This is a genomic window from Brachyspira murdochii DSM 12563 (genome assembly GCF_000092845.1).
Lineage (GTDB): Bacteria > Spirochaetota > Brachyspiria > Brachyspirales > Brachyspiraceae > Brachyspira > Brachyspira murdochii.
Map to the genome: position 1 here is coordinate 520443 of NC_014150.1, position 20574 is coordinate 541016.

17 protein-coding genes are annotated in these 20574 nt (G+C 26.8%); 4 read left to right on the plus strand and 13 right to left on the minus strand.

The window, feature by feature from the left end; genetic code table 11:
- Window positions 1-270 precede the first annotated feature (270 nt).
- The 4 genes from BMUR_RS02120 to BMUR_RS02135 form a co-directional block, all read right to left on the minus strand.
- The gene (locus BMUR_RS02120) at window positions 271-1149 is read right to left on the minus strand and encodes a DMT family transporter (RefSeq protein WP_013112947.1); all 879 of its coding nucleotides are present in this window, start codon (window positions 1147-1149) and stop codon (window positions 271-273) included.
- A 90-nt stretch (window positions 1150-1239) separates the two neighbouring features.
- On the minus strand, window positions 1240-2874 hold the full coding sequence (locus BMUR_RS02125; protein WP_013112948.1) for an ankyrin repeat domain-containing protein: 1635 nt from the start codon (window positions 2872-2874) through the stop codon (window positions 1240-1242).
- Window positions 2875-3033: 159 nt separating this feature from the next.
- On the minus strand, window positions 3034-4401 hold the full coding sequence (mgtE, locus tag BMUR_RS02130) for a magnesium transporter (protein ID WP_013112949.1): 1368 nt from the start codon (window positions 4399-4401) through the stop codon (window positions 3034-3036).
- Window positions 4402-4455: 54 nt separating this feature from the next.
- Window positions 4456-5124: a hypothetical protein gene (locus tag BMUR_RS02135; RefSeq protein WP_013112950.1), complete on the minus strand. Its 669-nt coding sequence runs from the start codon at window positions 5122-5124 to the stop codon at window positions 4456-4458.
- 163 nt (window positions 5125-5287) lie between these two features.
- Between BMUR_RS02135 and BMUR_RS02140 the strand changes: the two genes are divergently transcribed.
- The 4 genes from BMUR_RS02140 to BMUR_RS02155 all read left to right on the plus strand — a co-directional run bounded on the left by BMUR_RS02140 (window position 5288) and on the right by BMUR_RS02155 (window position 12084).
- Window positions 5288-7447, plus strand: coding sequence for an ATP-binding protein (locus tag BMUR_RS02140; RefSeq protein ID WP_013112951.1), 2160 nt, complete (start codon window positions 5288-5290; stop codon window positions 7445-7447).
- A 110-nt stretch (window positions 7448-7557) separates the two neighbouring features.
- Window positions 7558-8925, plus strand: a complete 1368-nt coding sequence (locus BMUR_RS02145) for an NYN domain-containing protein (protein WP_013112952.1) — start codon at window positions 7558-7560, stop codon at window positions 8923-8925.
- 30 nt (window positions 8926-8955) lie between these two features.
- Window positions 8956-9819, plus strand: coding sequence for a prephenate dehydrogenase (locus BMUR_RS02150; RefSeq protein ID WP_013112953.1), 864 nt, complete (start codon window positions 8956-8958; stop codon window positions 9817-9819).
- A 267-nt stretch (window positions 9820-10086) separates the two neighbouring features.
- On the plus strand, window positions 10087-12084 hold the full coding sequence (locus BMUR_RS02155) for a ribonuclease R family protein (protein ID WP_013112954.1): 1998 nt from the start codon (window positions 10087-10089) through the stop codon (window positions 12082-12084).
- Between the two features lie 418 nt (window positions 12085-12502).
- Here the strand turns inward: BMUR_RS02155 and lepB are convergent, their stop codons facing one another.
- From lepB to BMUR_RS02200, 9 genes are all read right to left on the minus strand, one after another.
- The gene (gene lepB / locus BMUR_RS02160) at window positions 12503-13234 is read right to left on the minus strand and encodes a signal peptidase I (RefSeq protein WP_013112955.1); all 732 of its coding nucleotides are present in this window, start codon (window positions 13232-13234) and stop codon (window positions 12503-12505) included.
- Between the two features lie 27 nt (window positions 13235-13261).
- Entirely contained in the window at window positions 13262-13582 is a 321-nt protein-coding gene (gene gatC, locus BMUR_RS02165; RefSeq protein ID WP_013112956.1) for an Asp-tRNA(Asn)/Glu-tRNA(Gln) amidotransferase subunit GatC, read from the minus strand.
- 117 nt (window positions 13583-13699) lie between these two features.
- Window positions 13700-14326, minus strand: a complete 627-nt coding sequence (locus tag BMUR_RS02170; protein WP_013112957.1) for a D-sedoheptulose-7-phosphate isomerase — start codon at window positions 14324-14326, stop codon at window positions 13700-13702.
- 33 nt (window positions 14327-14359) lie between these two features.
- On the minus strand, window positions 14360-15028 hold the full coding sequence (locus BMUR_RS02175; protein WP_013112958.1) for an ankyrin repeat domain-containing protein: 669 nt from the start codon (window positions 15026-15028) through the stop codon (window positions 14360-14362).
- A 122-nt stretch (window positions 15029-15150) separates the two neighbouring features.
- Window positions 15151-15879: a 3-oxoacyl-ACP reductase FabG gene (fabG, locus tag BMUR_RS02180; protein ID WP_013112959.1), complete on the minus strand. Its 729-nt coding sequence runs from the start codon at window positions 15877-15879 to the stop codon at window positions 15151-15153.
- Window positions 15880-15911: 32 nt separating this feature from the next.
- A complete protein-coding gene (locus BMUR_RS02185; RefSeq protein WP_013112960.1) occupies window positions 15912-16409 on the minus strand; it encodes a hotdog family protein in 498 nt (165 codons plus the stop codon).
- A gap of 31 nt (window positions 16410-16440) precedes the next feature.
- Window positions 16441-17613 (minus strand): beta-ketoacyl synthase N-terminal-like domain-containing protein, encoded by a 1173-nt coding sequence (locus BMUR_RS02190; protein WP_013112961.1) that lies wholly within the window; start codon window positions 17611-17613, stop codon window positions 16441-16443.
- An 82-nt stretch (window positions 17614-17695) separates the two neighbouring features.
- Complete coding sequence (locus tag BMUR_RS02195; RefSeq protein ID WP_013112962.1) at window positions 17696-19975, minus strand: MMPL family transporter; 2280 nt, start codon at window positions 19973-19975, stop codon at window positions 17696-17698.
- Window positions 19962-20540: a LolA family protein gene (locus BMUR_RS02200; protein ID WP_013112963.1), complete on the minus strand. Its 579-nt coding sequence runs from the start codon at window positions 20538-20540 to the stop codon at window positions 19962-19964. Before BMUR_RS02200 ends, BMUR_RS02195 begins: the two co-directional genes overlap by 14 nt.
- Window positions 20541-20574: the final 34 nt, after the last annotated feature.

Consider the following 20574-nt stretch of genomic DNA (forward strand, 5'->3'; position numbering starts at 1 on the left):
TAATAATATTTTAAAAAAATAATATTATTATGATATTTCTTTAGAAAACTAATTGAACTTGTAAAAAAGATAAAATCACCTCAATAGAGATGAAATAGGATAAGAAAACTTTTTTGCTTTTGGTTTGAGATTTTTCATTATCAATACTCCTATTGATTATCAAAAATAATGATATTAAAGAATAATCAATAATTAGAAACATATAAACAATAGTATTTATACTGAAAGATTATATATTTTTTATTATTTTTGTCAATAAATAATATACTATTAGTCAGTTTTTTTTATAGTGCTTCCAATCTCGCATATAAATATAGCGGATATCATACATATACCCCCTATCACAAAATTTACAGTAAGAGGATCTTTCATGAATATAATACCGCCCAAAGCTCCTAAAAATGATTCTAAACTCAAAATAAGTCCAGCCTTATTTGGATTAACATATTTCTGCGATACTGTCTGAAGAAGATACGCTATGCCAGTAGCACCTATAGACAAATAAATGAGTGAATACATGCTTTCTTTTGATACAGCATTTATATCGAATGGTGTAGAAGTGATAATTCCTGCAGATAATGATATTATACCTGCTACGATAAGCTGTAATGAAGCCATTATTATACCGTCTACATATTCAAGCATTTTGTCTATAAGTATTAAATGAACAGCAAACACGACCGCACAAAGCAAAGCAAATAAATCTCCTGCCTTAATACTGCCAAGCCCGTCAAATGATGTTAATAAATATAATCCTATAACAGTAATCACAGCTGCTATAAATGCTGCAATATGAGGTCTTTTTTTATATAATGCCCAAGCAAGAAACGGTATAAATATTACATAAGAGCCAGTGAAAAATGCTACCTTTGAAGCTGTTATAAACTTAGAACTCATAGTTTGAAGAAAGAAACCCAAAAATAAAGCAGCACCTACAGGTATTGAAAGAAGTATATCTCTCTTTGTTATTTTTTTCATTCTTTTAAAGAAAATTAAAGAAAGAAAAATACCGCCTGCTAAATTCCTAAATCCCACAAGGTAAAAAGGTTCTATTTCCTGTACAACAACCTTTACCGCTACAAAACTATATCCCCAAATTAATGCTGTTAAAAATATACCTATAGTACCTAGTCTTTCTTTATTAGCCATAATAATGTCCAGAACATAAAAAATATGATGATAGATAATATAATATTTATATTAAAAAGTCAAAATATATTTTATAAAATAAATGGATATTTATGATTTTAATTTGCTTTGAAATAAATCAGCTATAGTATTGTAGCCTTTTTCTTTAGCAATGAAATATTCTCTTTCAAATACATTATTAGGATAATTTATTGTATAATATTCAACCAATTTTTCACATATTTCAAAATAGCCGTTTGAAGAAGCTATATATAATGCTGTATCTCCATTAGCATTTCTATCTTTCACAGAAGCATTATTTTTAAGCAAATATTCTACAATATCAAGCTTTCCATTATCAGCTGCAATCATCAAAGGGGTTTCATCAAATTTGCTTTTTTTATTAATAATATCAGGTGATAACTGAAAAATATATTTTACAATATCAATATATCCCTTAGCACATGCAAACATAAAAGAATTCCAGCCGTTAATATCATTTTCTTCTATGTCTTCGCCTTTCTCTACTAAATATTTTACAGATTTCAAATTATCATATATAACAGCCCACATCAAAGGAGTAATAGAACCTTCTGCACTATTCAAAGACATGCCATGCATAAGAAGAAGTTCTACTATATCTATATTTCCGGCTATAATAGCATGTACTACTGCATTTCTATCTATACTGTCATAAATATCTACATCAGCATTATTGTCAAGCAAAGTTTTTACTATCTCAATATTTCCAATATAGCATGCATACATTAAAGGAGTTACATCATCGTCATCGGCCTTATTAACATCAGCACCATATTTAATTAATAAATCTATAATCTCCTTATTTTCTATTTCTATAGCAGATATTAAAGCAGATTTACCATTATCGGTAACTCCATCTAATGAAACTTTATTCATAAGAAAATAATTTACTATATCTTTATGACCTGCTGAAGCGGCTATAGCCAATGCTTTAGGGGCTTTTTTCCTAGAATTATCAAAAAAATATCTTACTACATCTAAATGCCCATTATAAGCTGCTGATATAAATGCACTTGAAAATACATTATGTTTACTTCCGCCTAATTTTGAATGTATATAATGAACTAAAGATAAATTACCGCTTATAGCTGCTATTGTAAGAGAGTATTTAGGTATCTCTATATCATTAGTATTAAGTATATATTCCACTATATCAATATTACCGCTTGATATAGCATAAGATAATACTGTCTCTTCATATATGTCAGAATCATCTACATTGGCATTATTATCTATAAGAAATTTTACTGCTTCAAAGTTAGATTGCTGACAGGCATACATAAGAGGGGTTACATTAGTATCTGTCTTGGAATTGACATCTGCACCATTTTCTACAAGTATTTTTATAATATCAAAATGATTCTCAGAACAAGCATAATGCAAAGGTGTTTCGCTGTTGCAGTTGCTTAAATTTACTGATGCTCCTCTCTTTATAAGCAAATTTACTATATCTCTATGACCATTAGCACAGGCATTCATAAGAGGGGTTATATATAATTGATCCGCCTTATTTACATCAGCACCTGCATCTAACAGAAGTTCTACTATTTCCTTATACCCTGCTCTGCATGCATGAGTTAATGGGGTTAGCCCCAATATATTGCTTAAATTTACATCTATATCTTTATTTTTTAATAAAATTTCTACTGCTAATATATTATTTCTTGCTGAAGCTTCATGCAATTCTATTTCAATTTCTCTCATAAATATTAAACCCCATTATATATTTATAATTTAATATAAAACCCCAAATAGTCAAATATATTTTTTTTATTAATAAAATTTATTTGCCATTATAAATTATAATATTAATTTAGCAATTTTTTTTAAAAAAAATTTATAAATTAATAAAAAAAATATTACTTAATTAACATTATTCAGTATAATAAAAGCCAAAGTTGCTATAGAACAGTATATTGCTGTACCTATTATATCACATATAGAAGTAAGCATAGGAGCACCGCTTATAGCAGGATCTATATTTAATTTTGTCAATATAAAAGGCAGACAAAGACCTATAATGCTACCTATAAACACTATACTAAACATTGATATGCCTACAATAGCAGCTATCTCAAAACCTCCTCGTATAATACCCAATACATAAGCACCCAAAGCCATACTAAGTCCAAGCATAAAAGATACTATTAATTCTTTTGAAAACATATAAAACCAATCTTTAAGTACAACATCTCCTATAGCAAGCGAACGTATAACAAGAGTAGCAGACTGACTCCCAGCATTTCCTCCGCTTCCTATAAGCAATGGCAAAAATACTACCAATACTATATGTTTTTGCAGTGTATTTTGAAATATTCCTATAACTCCTCCTGAAAATATATTGATAAATACTAATATTAATAGCCATAATATTCTCTGTTTGTATAAAGTTGTTATAGGTGTTATTTTTAAATTATCATCAAACTGATCCTCGCTTGAGGTAATACCTGCCATTTTATGAAAATCATCAGTATATTCTTCTTCGGCTATATCAAGTATATCATCAACTGTAACAATACCAAGCATAGCATGCCTGTCATCAATTACAGCAAGAGAATGAAGATTATACTTTTTTATCACTTCAATAGCATTTTCCTGCTCCTCATAAACCAATATATAAGGACAGCTGCTTGTTATTTCTGATATAAGAGTATTTTTATCAGTAAAAAATAATTTCCTTAATGTAATAGAGCCCATTAATGTACGCCTTTCATCTATAACATATATAGTAGTATAGGTTTCAGCATCTTCTATATTGCTTCTTATATACTCAAATGCCTCACCTACTGTCCAATTAGGCTTAATGCTTATATATTCTGGCGTCATCAAACGTCCTATACTGCCCTCTGGATATGCCAAAAGCCAAGAAGCTATTTCACGCTCCTCACTGCCTAGAAGTTTTAATATATTTTCAGACATTTCCTCTGGTATAGACTCCAAAAAATATGTCCTGTCATCCGGATTCATATTCTCCAAAAGCTCTTTAATATCAGCTTCAGGCATATTTTCTATTATTCTTTGCTGATCTATAGGAACTAACTCTGGAAATACACCCAAATAATAATCTTTAGGAAGTATACTAAAAACTTTATACTTATCTTCATTTTTTAAAGAGGTTATTAAATTGGCTGTTTCAACCTCCTGCCATAATGTAAGTATATCTCTTAATGCCTCCCAATCTTTTTCTTCTATCAAATCTTCAATTTCAGGCTGTAAAAGTTCTTTAAGCATACACCGCTCCCGCTAAAATATTATAAACCAATTAAATAAAAATATAATTAAAAATTAATATCTAGTTCCTACTAAATAAGTACCTACCTGTATACCAAAATCAAATGAATGTATATTATACTTTGAATAATTAGGATTTTTATAATTCATAGCAAAATCATAATTAAAATAAAGTCCTGCGGCAACTGCGGCAAAACTGCTTAAATTATACTTAAAATCTATAGTAAATTTCAAATACGGTATCACTGCCGTTTCAAAGGAATTTTCTATTTCAGTCCTATTCAATTTAACCCCATAATCAGCATCTTGAATATTAGCAGCTAATGGTATTTTTACACCAGTTCCTATACCTAATGATAATACCAAAGCTGTAACTCTAAACATAAAGCCTGTATTTAAACTGTCAAATGTATATGAAACAACATTGGCATCCTGTGTGTTTATATATTTATAAGAACTTCTATAGTATCCAATATCTGCCAAAACATCAAAACCTAATAACCCTCCGAAATCATAAAAATATCCGGGCTGAACTAATACCCCAAAATCAAAAGCACTGCTCGTTTTTAATATATTTAATTTACTGCCGTCAAGCCCTCTTACATCAGCAAAGGCAAAACTTCCAGTTAATGGTACAAATAATGCCACTCCTCCGCCATGCTGAGCAAATAAGCTAAAACTAGAAACTGTTAAAAACAATAATGATAATACAATTTTTTTCATATGATTCCTACTTTTTTATTATATATTTTATATAATTTCTATAATATAAAAAAATGATAGAATGTCAATTATTTATTTTACTCTATATTTATAAAATTAATAAATTTGAAATTTGTATTAAAAATGATAAAATGCCTTATATTATAATTGGCTGGAAAATAAAATGATACTAAATTTAAATAAATTCGGAAAGTTTAAAAATAAATCCTTTGAAATATCTGATAAACTAACCCTATTTTACGGAGAAAATGAATCTGGTAAAACCACAATATTTGATTCTCTTATGCTTTTATTCTCAGAAAATAAAAAAACTTCAGCATTTGCAAAACAAATAAAATCAAGATACGGAGATGATATAGATATTAATATTATACCAGAAATAGACCCTTCAAAAAAAATGCATCCTCAGTCTTATAATAATTTATATTCAATAAGGCAAAGCGAGATAATATTTGAAATGTCAGACAGCAAAAAGGATTCCAAAGACTGGGAAAGCGAAATAAAAAAGAAATTATTTGCTTCCGATATAGATGTTGGCAAAATAATATCCGAGGTAAAAGCAGAATACTCTGGAAAATCTCAGTCGGCAATACCAGCTCAATTAAAAAATTTAAAATACAGAAATGAAGAGATAAGAGAAGAACTTGATAATTTATATAATAAAGCTAATACAGAAGTCAGTAAAAAAGATAAATTAAAAGAGTTACATGAACTTCTAAAAGAAAGCGACAATATCATAAAAGAAAAAGTTAATGAATACAATAAATTAAACAGCTTAAGAGAAGAAAAAAATAAATCAAAAGAAAAAAATGCTGCATTAAATATACTTACTATGATAAATGATTTTTATAAAAAAGATAAATTTATAAAAGAAAATCTCAATCTTAAAAATGACCATTCAAAAACGATAAATGATATGGAAAAAAAAATAGATGAATGCAAAAATAATATAGCATATATTAAAGGAAAAATAGAACCGCTGCAAAAATCTACAGAAGAAAAGAAAAAAACTGATTATGAAAGCATAAGATTAAGAATAGATAAGGCTGTAAAAAAAATAGATGTATTAAGAGAGAAAAATAATAAAATACCAAAAATAGTTTTTTTATCTGCCGTAATTTTGGTATCATCACTTTTAAGTTTATATTTTAAAAATCCATATTGGTTTTTAATAATTCTTCCTTCTATACCTTTTATGTTTATAAAAGAAGGTAAAAACGAAAAATTTATAAATGATATATTGGACTCCCTTCCTGAACTTGATATTAATACTGACAATTTAGAACTATCATCTCTTAAAGATATTCTAAATAAAGAATTGGCAAAAATAGAAATTATACTTTCAAACGATGATGAAGAAGAGCTGAATAATTATAAAAAACAGCTTGAAGAAACTATTATTAATTTGGAAAATTATAATAATGAATTAAACAGTTTTTTTGATAAGCTGAACGTAAAAAACAAAGAAAACTACTATGAAATAAAAACTAATTTTGATAATGTTTATAAAAATACAGAAGAATTATTTGCTAAACTCATCACAGAAGCAAAAAAATTCGGACTTAAAGATATACCTACATTAGAAGCAAACTGCAATAGAATATTAAAAGAACTTGATGATAAAGGTATTAATCCAGATAGTTTTAATGAAATGGAAATGAAAGCTATAGAAAACAAATTAAAAGAACTAGAAAAAGAAATAAACACTATAAAAGAAAATATGAATAAAGTGATATCAAATGCTTCGTATATAAAGGGAGAGCTTAACAGTACAGATAATATACATGACAGCATAATAAATTTTGAAAGTGAGCTTGCTGAAAATAATGAAGAGATAAAAAACTTAAATAAAAGAAAAAAGGCTTTGGAATTATTAGAAAATATGCTGTCAGAAATAAATAAAAAAAATGATGATATATTTAATTCTCTCTCTAATGAAGCTAAAGTATTATACAATCATATAACTGGAAAAAGTTTATCTGATAACGGAATAGAAATGTCTGGATTTGACAAATCAAAAATTATCGTAAAAGATAAACAAAATGAAAGCAGAAACGTAGAATTATTATCTTCGGCTACAAAGGATGCAGTTTATATAGCTATGCGTCTTTCTATACTTACAAAAATACATGAAGCTGGAAGATTAATACTATTAGATGATCCTTTTATAACATTTGATAATAACAGAACAAAAGAAGCATTATCGTTTATAAGAGAATATACCAATAAATATAATATACCTATAGCAATATTTACTAAAGATGTATTTATACGTGATATAATGAAAGACTATAAAGAAGCTGTAATACATGAATTATCATAAAAATAATATATTTTTTAATAACACAAATTATCTTTAATAGTATTGTATTTTTATTAATTTTTTATACAATATATCTATATAATAAATAATTAAATAATAGCGATGGTATTATGAAAAAAATAGGTATATATATAGATTTGGAAAATATAAGATATTTAGATTTTCATGTAAATCTTAAATCAATGCTAAAAAATATTTTAGACTATTACAAAGAGCAATTAAAAGATGAAGATATTGTATTTTCTATAAAAAAAGCTTACGGAGATTCAAAATCCATAAAGAAATATGCAAAGCATTTAAGAGATTTGCATATTGATATAATTCATTCTGTGCCTTTTAAAAAAGCAAAAAATATGGCAGATATGAAATCATCATTAGATGCCTTTGAAGATTTTATAATATATAAAAAAATAGATATTATTATATTTGTAACAAAAGATGTTGATTACAGCATTGTTATGGATAAATTAATGAGGCATGGATGCATAGTATCTATGGTTACAACATCCGATAATTTTGAAAAAAATATATTTCAAAATGCCTGCTGTCATGATCCTTTTAAAATAGAAAAATACAGAGATAATGCTGTTAAAGAAAATAATTCAGAAATAAGAATAGATAATAAGAATAAGAAAAAAGCTAATGAAAATAAAAGCAGTGAAATAACTAAAGAAACTATCACTATCATTGAAAATAATAAAAAAAATAAAGAATCTAAAAAACGCAGAAAAAATAATGAAAATAAAAACGAAAAAAATAAATATAAACAAAATGAAGAAATTATAAAAAATGAACTTCAAAATAAAGAAATTGAAAATAATATCAATAATTTAGAAAATAGAGATGAAAATATTGAACAAAATAATTATAATAAAGAAAATAAAGTAATAGAAGAAAAAGATTTTTGGCAATGTTTCTCCGATGAGATAAAAGATTTTTATGATAAAAATAAAAACTTAGAAATATCCAAATCTTATATATGCAATAAAATAAATGATAAACTCTGTCAAAAGGGAGAAAGTGCCCTAAAATTGGCAGGATATCAAAATATAAATGAAGTAATTGATTTTTTAAATAAAAATGAAATAAAAACAACATCAAATAATTCTTCATTCACTATAGAAGAAACTATAAAATCATTTGAAAATAAAATGAATGATAATATTTTAAATAAGAATGAAATTAATTATACTGATGAAATAAATGATAAGAACTTTATATATGTATTAAAAAAAGTGCTTTCAGAAGATAAAGAAAATAAGGCTATAACATTATCATCTGTAATGAAGAAAATTAATAAAGAGTTTAATATGGCAAGCGGACAAAGTGCTGTAAAACATACAAAGTTTAAAAACATAAAAGAAATAATATTAAAGATAGGAAAATCAGCTGAGCTTACTGAACAGGGAAGAAAATTTATTATAAAAGATAAAGACAAAATATTAGAAACATTAGAAGATATTGCAAAAGAGTTATAAAAACACTAAATATTATTTTAAGGAAATTTTATGTCTAATATTACAGTAATTGGAATGGGATTAATGGGAGGCTCTTTAATTAAGGCATTAAAGGCAAGCGGTGAAAACTATAATATATATGCTATAGATACAAATAAAGAAAATATAGAATCTGCTTTAAAAGACGGATATATTGATAAAGGCTCCTGTAATTATGATAATATAAAAGAATATATTGAATGGGCAGATATTATCATGATATGTACTTTGCCTTCTATAGCTATAGATATTATTTGCAAATACAAACACTTAATTGATAATAAAAAAATACTCTCTGATTTTTGCGGTGTAAAAACCGATATTTTTAATAATACTAAAGATAAAAAATACATAGGTCTTCATACTATGGCTGGAAAGGAAAAAGGAGGATATCAAAACTCATCTGAAACACTATTTAAAAACTCTAATGCTATTATAGTAAAGAATGATAATGCTAATGAAAATGATATAAAAATAATAGAAAAACTAGCTTATGATATAGGCTCAGGAAAAGTGATAACATCAACAGCTAAAAAACATGATGAAATGATAGCTTTCACAAGTCAGCTAATGCATATAATAGCATGCGGTATTGTTAATCACGATAATTTTTTAGCTTCGCTTGGTTTTGAAGGCAACAGTTTAGCAGACCATACTAGAGTGGGAACAATAGATGCTAATATGTGGAGCGAATTATTTTTATATAACAGCGAATATCTCTATGAGGAATTAGATAAATATATAAAATGCTTGGAAGATTTTCAAAATGCTTTGAATAATAAAGACAGAGAAAAGTTAAAAAACTTAATGAATAATTCTAATAATATAAAAAACGAATGGATTATAAGAAAAAATACAAAAAATAATATTAATTAGGTATTGACAAAAAAACATAATATGTTAGAATATACTAACAAATCTTAATAAGAGCTAATAACTTTGTATCTTTTGATACTATTTTTATAACCTTCATTTAATTAAACTATTACCCCCATGCAGCTATGTGGGTATAAAAAAATAAATGCTTTCTATAATAAAAAACCGCATTAATATTAATATGTAAAAAATCTTATGTTTGACATTATAAATAATATTGCTATAATGAATAGAATACAGCAATAAATACAGGTAAATTAAAAAACTATGAAAGTAATAAAATTATTAAAAAGAATAAATAAAGAAAAAGAATTAGATATTTCTGTTTATAAAAATAAATACGTAGAAACCAAAAAAGATAAATTACGCTTTGAAAAAATGCTTCAAAAGTCTGTATCAATGGGACTAGTAATGAAAAAATCTAATATACTAAAACTTACCAATGAGGGAAAAGTATATTTAGAAAAAGAATTAAGAAGATCATCTGAAAAAGCAAATAACATATCAGAAAATAAAAGAGACAGAAGAAATTCCAAAAATAAAAAATCAGATACAGGAAATAAAAAAACAAGCATACCAAAACCAGAAATAAAAGTAGATATTAACAATGCAAAAAAAGACGCTGAGATAATAGCAAAGGCATATAATGTACCAACGGATTTCCCAAAAAAATGTTTGGAAGAGGCAAAACTTTTACCAGACAGCATGGAGAATGTAGAATTAGAGTTTGACAGAATAGATTTGAGAAATATAAGAACTGTAACGATAGACGGAGCAGACTCAAAAGATTTTGACGATGCCATAAGTATAGAAAAATTAAATGACGGATATAAATTAGGCATTCATATTGCTGATGTAAGTCATTTTGTGGTTATGGGAAGTGCATTAGACAGGGAAGCTAGAAAAAGAGGAAATAGTGTTTATTTGATAGATACAGTTTATCCAATGTTTCCGCATGAACTTTCAAATGGTATATGTTCTTTAAATGAAGGTGTAAGCAGATTTACTATGACTGTATTCGTAACAATAGATAATAACGGAAATGTTAAAGAAAGTACTTTTCATAAAAGCGTTATAAAGTCAGATAGAAGATTAACCTATGACTATGCCCAAGATGTTTTGGACGGTATAGAGCAAGATGAAGATTGGCTTATAGAATTATTAAAAAACGCTGATGATGTAAAAAAAATACTTCTTCAAAAAAGAATAGAAAACGGCAGTATAGAGTTTAATCTCAATGAAACACAGATAATATTAGATAAAGGCGGTAATCCTAAGGACTTTTTTATAGGTGAGAGAAAAGAAACTCATAAAATAATAGAAGAATTAATGCTTATTGCCAACTGCGAAGTAGCCAAAAGATTAAAAAATATAAAAGGCTCTATTTACAGAGTGCATGACAGTCCAGACATAGAAAAACTTGATACTTTTACAAGAATAGCATTTAACAGAGGCTACAGACTTACAAAAGATGCAGACGGTAATTTGGATTTTCATTCATTTATAGAATCAATAATGGGAAAGCCGGACGAAAAATTACTTCTTACCCTACTCCTTCGTTCTATGAAACAGGCTATATACGATGTTAACAATATAGGGCATTTCGGACTTGGTTTTGAATACTACACTCATTTTACGTCGCCTATAAGGAGATATACTGATTTACTTACTCATAGACTTTTAAAACTATCACTAGAAGGTATAAATAACTTAAAACCTACTATGCAGCAGTTTTATACCAATTCTGCTGAGTGGTGTTCAAAAACAGAAAGAGTTGCAGTTGAATGCGAGAGAAGTTTAGCAAAGGTAAAAGCTGCAAGATTTATGAAAGACAAAGTAGGAAATGAATATAATGGGATTATAAGCGGTATTACCAACTTCGGAATATTTGTTGAAATAGAAGACAGAGGAATAGAAGGCTTAATAAGATATGCTGTATTAAAATCACGTTACAGATACGATGAAAATGAACAGGCAGCATACAGTGAAGAAGATGCAAAATGGTACACATTAGGGGATAGAATAAGAATAGTAGTTTATAAAGTTGATATCAGAGAATTATTCATTGACTTCATACCAGCAAGCGAATTTGATAATAGTTTTGATGACAGAGATATAATAGACAGCAGAGATTTTATAAAAAATAAGAAAAACAAAAAAGAAATATATTCAAGAAAATATAATAAATCATCTAAAGATAGAAAAAGGGGAGCAAAAGACAGAAGAGATAGAAAAGAAAGGAAAAAATCTAAAAAGAGAAGATAATGCTGTTTTATGTTTTTATATAGTTAAGAAATACATATCATAATTTTATCAGTTTTATTTTTAATATAGGATAATATTACCTAAACTATACGTAAATATACATTCATTTTGCTTTTTATATGACAACTGCATGTAAATTGGGTAATAGTTAGTATGCTAATCCTATAAGTACATCCGCCTTTTTTTAAAACATGACTGACTAATTTCCACAATAAATAAAATTTAACAACTATATTTTTGACAAATTATAGCTGTTTATTTCATATAACTTGAAAAATAATAAAAAATATAATTTACTATTTGAAAACTAATTTTGTTTACGATTATGTCACGATTCTTTTAAACACCTCTATGCAGCGTTATAAAAATAACAATAAAAAATTGACAAACTTAAAAATTTTCAGTATATAGAGATAAACTATTTAGAAATAACCTTTCCGTCTATATTAGAAAAATGCACATTACCAAAATCTCTACTGTCATATCCGTAATCTCTATTATCTGACATCACAAAATATTCATTATACCCTATAATATGAGGTCCGAAATTATCTCTGGTTGAAACTTCTTTATCTAATATCCTGCTGTCAGAATCAATATTAGCCCAAGGTTCATTAAGCATTTCTCCATTAATATAAACTGTCTTATTTTTTATCTCTATAGTTTCATTAGGAAGTCCTATAATTCTTTTTATTAAATATCTGGTCTTTGATATATTTACATTTCCAAAAGTTGCAAAATATACAAAATATGAAGCAAATCTCTTAAGAAAAAATTCCCTCTTTGTTCTAGGGTCTATCATAAATACAATATCCCCTCTTTTAGGTCTTGAAAAAATTACTGTTTTACCTGTAAGCGAAGAAACAAAAGGGCTTAAAGAAACTGCATATCTCAATTTAGAAGTTATAACTATTTCATTAGGCTCTATTGTATTCATCATAGTTGAACTTTTCATTCTGTCAAATCTGATGAATAAAGTAAGAATACCAAACAAAACAAAAGCTATAATAAACCCCAATACAAGCCTAGCAGCAGCTCTATAAAGAAGACTATTACTTCTATAGTAGATAAATATAAAAGGTTTTAATATAGCCTTAAGAGCATTACGCTTTTCTTTTTTTAATTCTTCTCTGTCGTAAGAATAATTCATCTATAATTGATGACCTCTAATTTTTTATTATTTTTTAGCCTGATGCTCGCTGTTTTCCAAAGCGGCTGGTACAGCTGGAACTACAATATAACCATATTCTCCGCTGCGGCATAGATTCATTATAACCTCATTATCTAAAGTTTTACCTGCTACATCTTCTCTCAAATATTCAGGCAAATCTATAACATGATATAAAGGATCTATACCATCAACATTGACTTCAAATAATTCTTCTATAAATTTTAAATCTTTATTTAATCTATCTAATACTTCATCTTTTTGATTTTCTTCTATTCTTAATCTAGTTTGATATAAAAGTGCTTCTAATTCTTCTCTATCTGTAGTCATTATTATATCCTTAAAAATTATAATCAATTATTTTAAATATAATATATTATAATCAATAATTTTTCAATAGCTTAGCTTTTTATATTTAGTAATAATTTTTTTTAATTAAAAAACTAATTATCTATTCTCTTTGAAAAAATGCTCTTCAACTCTTATACAAATCTCATGGTATATTGCCTCATGATATTCCTGCGATATATGAGTTTCTTTGGCAGGAGCCTTAATTGCAATATCAGCCATTAAAGCCAATTTTCCGCCATTTTCATTGGTAAAGGATACAACCTTTATCCCCATAGCCTTAGCAAGTTTAGCAGCATAAATAATATTTTTAGCATTTCCAGAAGTGCTTATAGCAAAGAAAATATCCCCTTTATCACCAAAACCTAATAACTGCTGAGCAAATACCAAATAAGGCTCTTTATCATTAAGATAAGCACTTGAAAGTCCCAAATGAGATGTCAAAGCTACTGCTCTTAATGGAGATTCTAAATTATCAGCAATATATTCTCCGTCTTCAATTTTTAGAAGTTCTTTTCTTATATCTTCATTTATAGGACGCTTTTTTAAAAAACTTTTTAAAAGCTCACCTGCTATATGCTCACTATCGCAGGCACTTCCGCCGTTTCCAGCTATTAATACCTTATTGCCTCTTTCATAAGCATTTATAGTTTCATTTATGGCATTCTCTATATCTTTTTTTATACCTTCTAGTTTAGGAAGTCTTTTTATTAAATCTTCTATCATTTATAATTCTACCTCTCAAAAATTTAAAATATATTATTCCAAAGCCCCATATTCATTTAAAAAAGCTATTAATGTATCAGCCTTTTTATAATTTTCTTTAACATAAGTAAGAGCTGTTCTTCCTTTCTTATCTCTAAAATTAACATCAATACCATTATCACATAAAAGTCTTGCTACAGGAATCATATTCTCACTTTTATCTGCTGACATAAAAACCATTATTAAGGCATTATCTCCGTCATTATTTACAGCATTTATATTCACTTTATAATCTATCAAAGTTTGAACTATATCTGCATAAAGTTTATGAGAGGATATATGCAAAGCTGTTTCTCCGTATGTATTTGCCGCATTAACATCAGCACCAGCTTTCAAAAGTATTTTTACTATATCGGTATATCCTCCAGTGGATGCCATTATTAGAGCAGTGTATCCTACCTTGTCAGCAATATTAACATCAGCATTTGAATTAACTAAAAGTCTCGCAATGGCACTATGACCATGATGAGCTGCAAGCATTAAACCTGTAACCCCGTCTTCTGAAACAGTATTTACATTAACTTTTTTATTGATAAGGGAAACTACTCTCTCATATTTACCTTCTTCACATGATTTAAGAAAACTAGTTTCATTATCAGTTAATGTATAAGCTGCATTAAAAATTAGAATAAATATCAAAAATATAAAAAATAATTTTTTCATAAACAATCCATTATATATAAATCATATAATATAAAATAAGATTAAAACTCTATTTGTAAAATATTTTTTATAAATATACAAATTATAGAGAAAAAAACAATCAATTTAAATATAAAAATTAACTAAAACATTCCGCCGTCAACACTAATAACCTGTTTAGTTATGTAATTAGCTTCTTCAGAGAGTAAAAAGTTTACAGCATTTGCCACATCCTCAGGTTTTCCTATTCTTTTTAAGGCTATCATATTTTTGGCATGCTCTATTATATCATCATTTATCATATCGCTTTCTATTATACCGGGAGCAATACAGTTTACAGTAATATTTCTTTTACCCAACTCTATAGCCAAAGACTTTACAGCCCCTATAAGCCCAGCCTTAGAAGCAGCATAATTAACCTGCCCCCTATTGCCTATTATACCAGAAACAGAGCTTATCGCTATAATACGCCCTCCTTTTTTTAACCTTATCATAGGCATAATTATGGGACTGACTATATTATAAAAACTTTTCAAATTAACATCTATAACTTTATCCCATTCCTCTGGAGTCATAGCTGGAAAAGCATTGTCCATAGTTATACCAGATGAAAGCACTGCTCCATAATATGCCCCATTCTCTTCTATATCTTTTAGCAAAATATTTTTAGTCTCTTCTATGTTTGAAACATCTATTTTTAAAAATCTTATATTAACATCATAATCTTTTGAATAAGTTTTTATATCATCTATAAAAGAATCATTTTTATTATAGCACATAATAGTGTCATAACCGCTTGATATAATCTTTTTTGATATTGCAAGCCCTATACTTCCAGATGCCCCTGTTACTAAAATAGATTTATTTTTCATAATTGTATACACTCTTTATTAAAATAAAAAAACTAAAATACAAAATTTTCACTAGAACTCTCCATTACCATTATAGAACAGTCCATAACTTTTTTTACATTATAACTATTAATTATATTTTTATATTCTTCTATACTTTTTATATCATCATTGCAAATAATTACATCACCATTATAATACGCAATACTTCCATCTTTTAAAGTCTCTTTTACAAATATATAAACTTTATTTTCTGATTTAACTTTATCAATATAGCAATCAGCTTTTTTAATATTTAAAAGAAAACCTATTCTATTATTATCAGCACTATTTTCTAAAGCACCATTATAAGCTGCAGCAGTCTGTGCCGCATATTCAGTAAAAATATAAGAATCAATACCTTCATTTTCTGAATTATCATAAAAAATATTGTCTTTTTTTATTTGAGAAAAAGTAAGTATTTCATTATCATCAAAATTAATATCAATAATACCGTCTATCAAAAGCATTCTGCCTTTATGAGGTATATTTAATTTATATTTATTTTCCATAACAATAAAACAATAACAAATTAATAATAAATTATTTTCCAACTATCAAACAAGTATTGCTTCCGCCAAAACCGAATGACACACTCATACAATTTTCAAGTCTGTCAGACACAACTTTTCCATTAACTAATTTTATTCTTTCTAATGTATCATCATATACTCCGTCATATAAATGAGGCGGAAGTATTTTTTCTTTATTCATAGATGAAAGAGTAATAAAACAAACTCCAAGCTCCATAGCACCAGCAGCTCCAACAGTATGACCGAATGATGTTTTGCTAGAACTGCACCATATATCTGAAGCATTTACTCTGTTTAATGTGGTACTCTCCATTTTATCATTTATCAAAGTACCTGTGCCATGAAGATTAATATAATCTATGTTATTAATATTCATAGATGCATGTTTTAAAGAATCATTAATACATTTACTTGTAGTGCTTCCGTCTATATCAGGGCTTGTCATGTGATGAGAGTCTGAATTACTATTGTATCCTTTAAGGTATATAGCATCTTTAGAATCAATAAAATTCTCTCTTGCCAAAACTGTAAAAGCTGCACCCTCTCCTAAATTTATTCCGCTTCTGTTTTTTGAAAAAGAATTGGTTTTATTATAGGAAACAACTTCAAGAGAATCAAAACCATAAACAACAGTATCAGTTACAACATCAGCACCGCCCACTATAGCTACGTCTATTATATTGCTTCTTATAAGCTCGTCAGCAGCTATTACAGCATTCGCACTCGATGTACATGCCGTAGATATAGTAAAAGAAGGTCCTGAAACATCAAAGTATTTCTGCAAAAAATCACAGCATATATTAAGGCTCTGCATAACTAATATTCTTCTCTCATCAGAAACAGAACCTTTCAGTATATAATCTTTAGTTTCATCGCTTCCATTTTCACATGTACCCACTATAACAGATATTCTATTTTTTTTATATCTTTTTTTTGCTTCATCTATAATAGGCTTTAATTGATTTACAGCATGCAAGGCCATTTTGTTTATTTTGTTATTATAAGGATCTTCAAGCTTAAAATTAAAAAAGTCATTATCTATTTTACCAAGAAAAAATTTTTTATTATAATCATTATTTTCTTTTAAGCCGTATTCTCCTTTTATGAAATACTTATTATATAGCTCTTCTTTATCTCTAGCCAAACAATTAATAATGCCGAAATCAAGTAGTATATTACTCATGTTATCACCTCAAATGTCAAGTATATAATTCTATAAAAAAAATGTCAAATAGTTCATATATACATAAAATATACTATTTATATTAAACTTTTTCTATTAATCTATTAAATTTAAATAATACAGGAGAAATTAAGAATGATGATAAAACTCCTATAAACAAAAATAAACCAAAAGATTTAACAGGTATAAAACTGCTGAATGCTAAAGTACCAAATGATAATACAGTTGTCATCATAGATAAAAATACTGCCAAAAATGTAATCTCCTTATCAGCAGCACTGTTTGAGAAAAATATTGCATAGTCTATAGATATTCCTATAGAAAGTATCAAAGCAAATATAGAAAATATATTTATATTAATACCAAATATAGAGTGTATAGATAAATTTATCAAAACAGACATTAATTGAACTAATATTATAGCCGCTGCCTGTTTATTATTAAAAAATATAGACATAGCTATGAATATTAAAATATATGCTATCAAAGCCATTTTTACTGCTGTTTTTGCTGTGCTGTCTAATGCATCATTAATCTCTTCATTAAGATTAAAAACTTTTACATTATTATTTGTAATTTTTATCGTATTATTGGTATCATAATCGCTTGTAGCTATAATAAAATATTTATTATTATTTGTGGTTATAATTTTTTTAAGCTCAGAAAAACTGTCTGATTCTATTATACTATTTATATCAAGCACATCATTTTTTATACTTTCAAACTCTGCTTTTATTTTATTAAATGAACTTTCATCTAAATTAAGCTCTTTTATCTGTTCTCTTAAAAGAGGCATTAATTTCTCTTCTGTAAGTTTTATATTTTCTCTCTGCTTTTTTTCAGAATATAATATTCTTGATATAGCATTATAATTATTAGTAAAATAACTTTCTATACTCTCTTCAGCCTCAAGTGCCTCTGAAAGAGTTTCTCCGCTTGATATTATAATATTTTTTGCAAGCGAAGTATTTAATCTTTTATAAACTTCACTCTCACTTTCAAGAAGAAAATCTGGAGTATCATAAAGCTGATTTGCAGAAAAATTAACTTTTATTCTAGGTATAAATATTATAGAAAGTATAATAACTATTACAAAAATAATAGAAACAGTTTTTATATTTATTATTTTTATGTATTCATTTAATATATTTCTGCTTCCTAATAATACAGACTGTTTGATATTTCTTTTATCATTTTTAAATATAATAGGATATATTATATTTACAGTAAGAAAAGAACTTATAAGCCCAAATATAGAAAATAATGCTATCTGCTTTAATAATGTAAGCGAAGTTAAGAAAAGCGATAAATAACTTATTATGGTTGTCAGAAAACCTAAAAGCATGCTAGGAAATATTTTTTTTAAAACTTCTTTTTTATCTTTTTCATTGTACCATTCTGTGATAAAATGTATTGAATGATCTATTGATATGCCTATCAAACTAGTTCCAAATACAAAAGTAAATATATGAATAGAATTAAAAAATACCGATGAATACAAAAATGCTGCAGCACCTGCTATAAATATAGTACACATTGAAATAATATAAGGCTTTACAGATTTGAATATAAATATAAACATCATACATATAACTATAAGAGAGACTATAGATATAATTGTAATTTCTTTTTTAGCACTTTTCTGGCTATAATATGTATGAATAGGAACACCTGATATATATGTTTTTACATCATCACTTACTGACAAATCATTTAAAAAGACAGTAAGATTATTAAAAAAACTTTCACTGTCTATTTTTTTTGGCATATCTATATTGATAAGTATATTATATTTATTATTATAATTTACAAACTGAATGCCGTCTCTTGACTGAATATTATTTTCAGAAACTAAAATTTCATTTATTTTTGAATTAAGCACAAAAAAAGGATCATCTTCAATATTATCCGCTATAGGAATAAAAAAAGGAGAATAAAAGTTAATAATAGAATTCTCTGCAACAATATAGGCTTCATCATTTAAAAGATAATCTCTTATCTCTTTTGAAAGAAGCTGATACTTATATTTAATCATTATATTTAAAATATCATCATAATCTCTTGAATATAGATTAACTAAAACATTGCTGTCTAAGTTATTTATATATTCTTCTAATTTTAATGCACTATTTTTGGCATTATCAAAATTATCGCTTTCTATAAATATTTTAATACTGCTTGAGTTTTTTAAAAAGAAATCTTCCAAAGGCTTTTGAAAATCTTTGTCTTCCAAAAATTTAGGCGTTATGGACAAAAAATTAGTATCTATCTTTGCCGTTTTATCATATCTTGCTATAAATAAAATTAAAGCAGATAAATGAAAAAATATCCATAAAACTATTAGAAGTTTACTCCTCTTCAAAATATTTTATCTCCTCAGAAGTTAAAGTATTTGATTTGGATACAACTTTCATTATATACTCTGTGGTGCTGTTATTTGAAGAATACATTTTTATCTTTTCTATATATCCATCTTTTGCAAAACTCACTTCTATTTTCTCTATTATCTTTTTTAACTCTTCAGTTTTAGGAGTATAAACTGTAGCATTATTTTCTTTACTTTGATTAAATGATTCTAATATAGTTTTTTCATCATATGTAAAAATTGATTTTATAATATTGGCTATTTGAGAAAACATAGCATTGCCTGAATCAGCCATAACTTTCTTTTTTCCATTAGGAAGTATCTGCACAACATTTTTTTCTCCCATAACAGTTATTGATTCTTTAGGCAATTTCGTAATCCAACATATACCGTATCCGCTAGCAACTATAAAATCTCCAGACGATTCAAAACTTCTTCCTTTCTGGCTTACTATTTGAGTATAAGTACCTTTTAATAGTTTTGCATTTTTATATTCATCTTTTACCTGTCCAAATAAGAGAGAAGAAAGAGATAATATCATTAATAAACAAAATTGTTTCATTTATTATTCCTAAATTATTATTAGTATATATTAT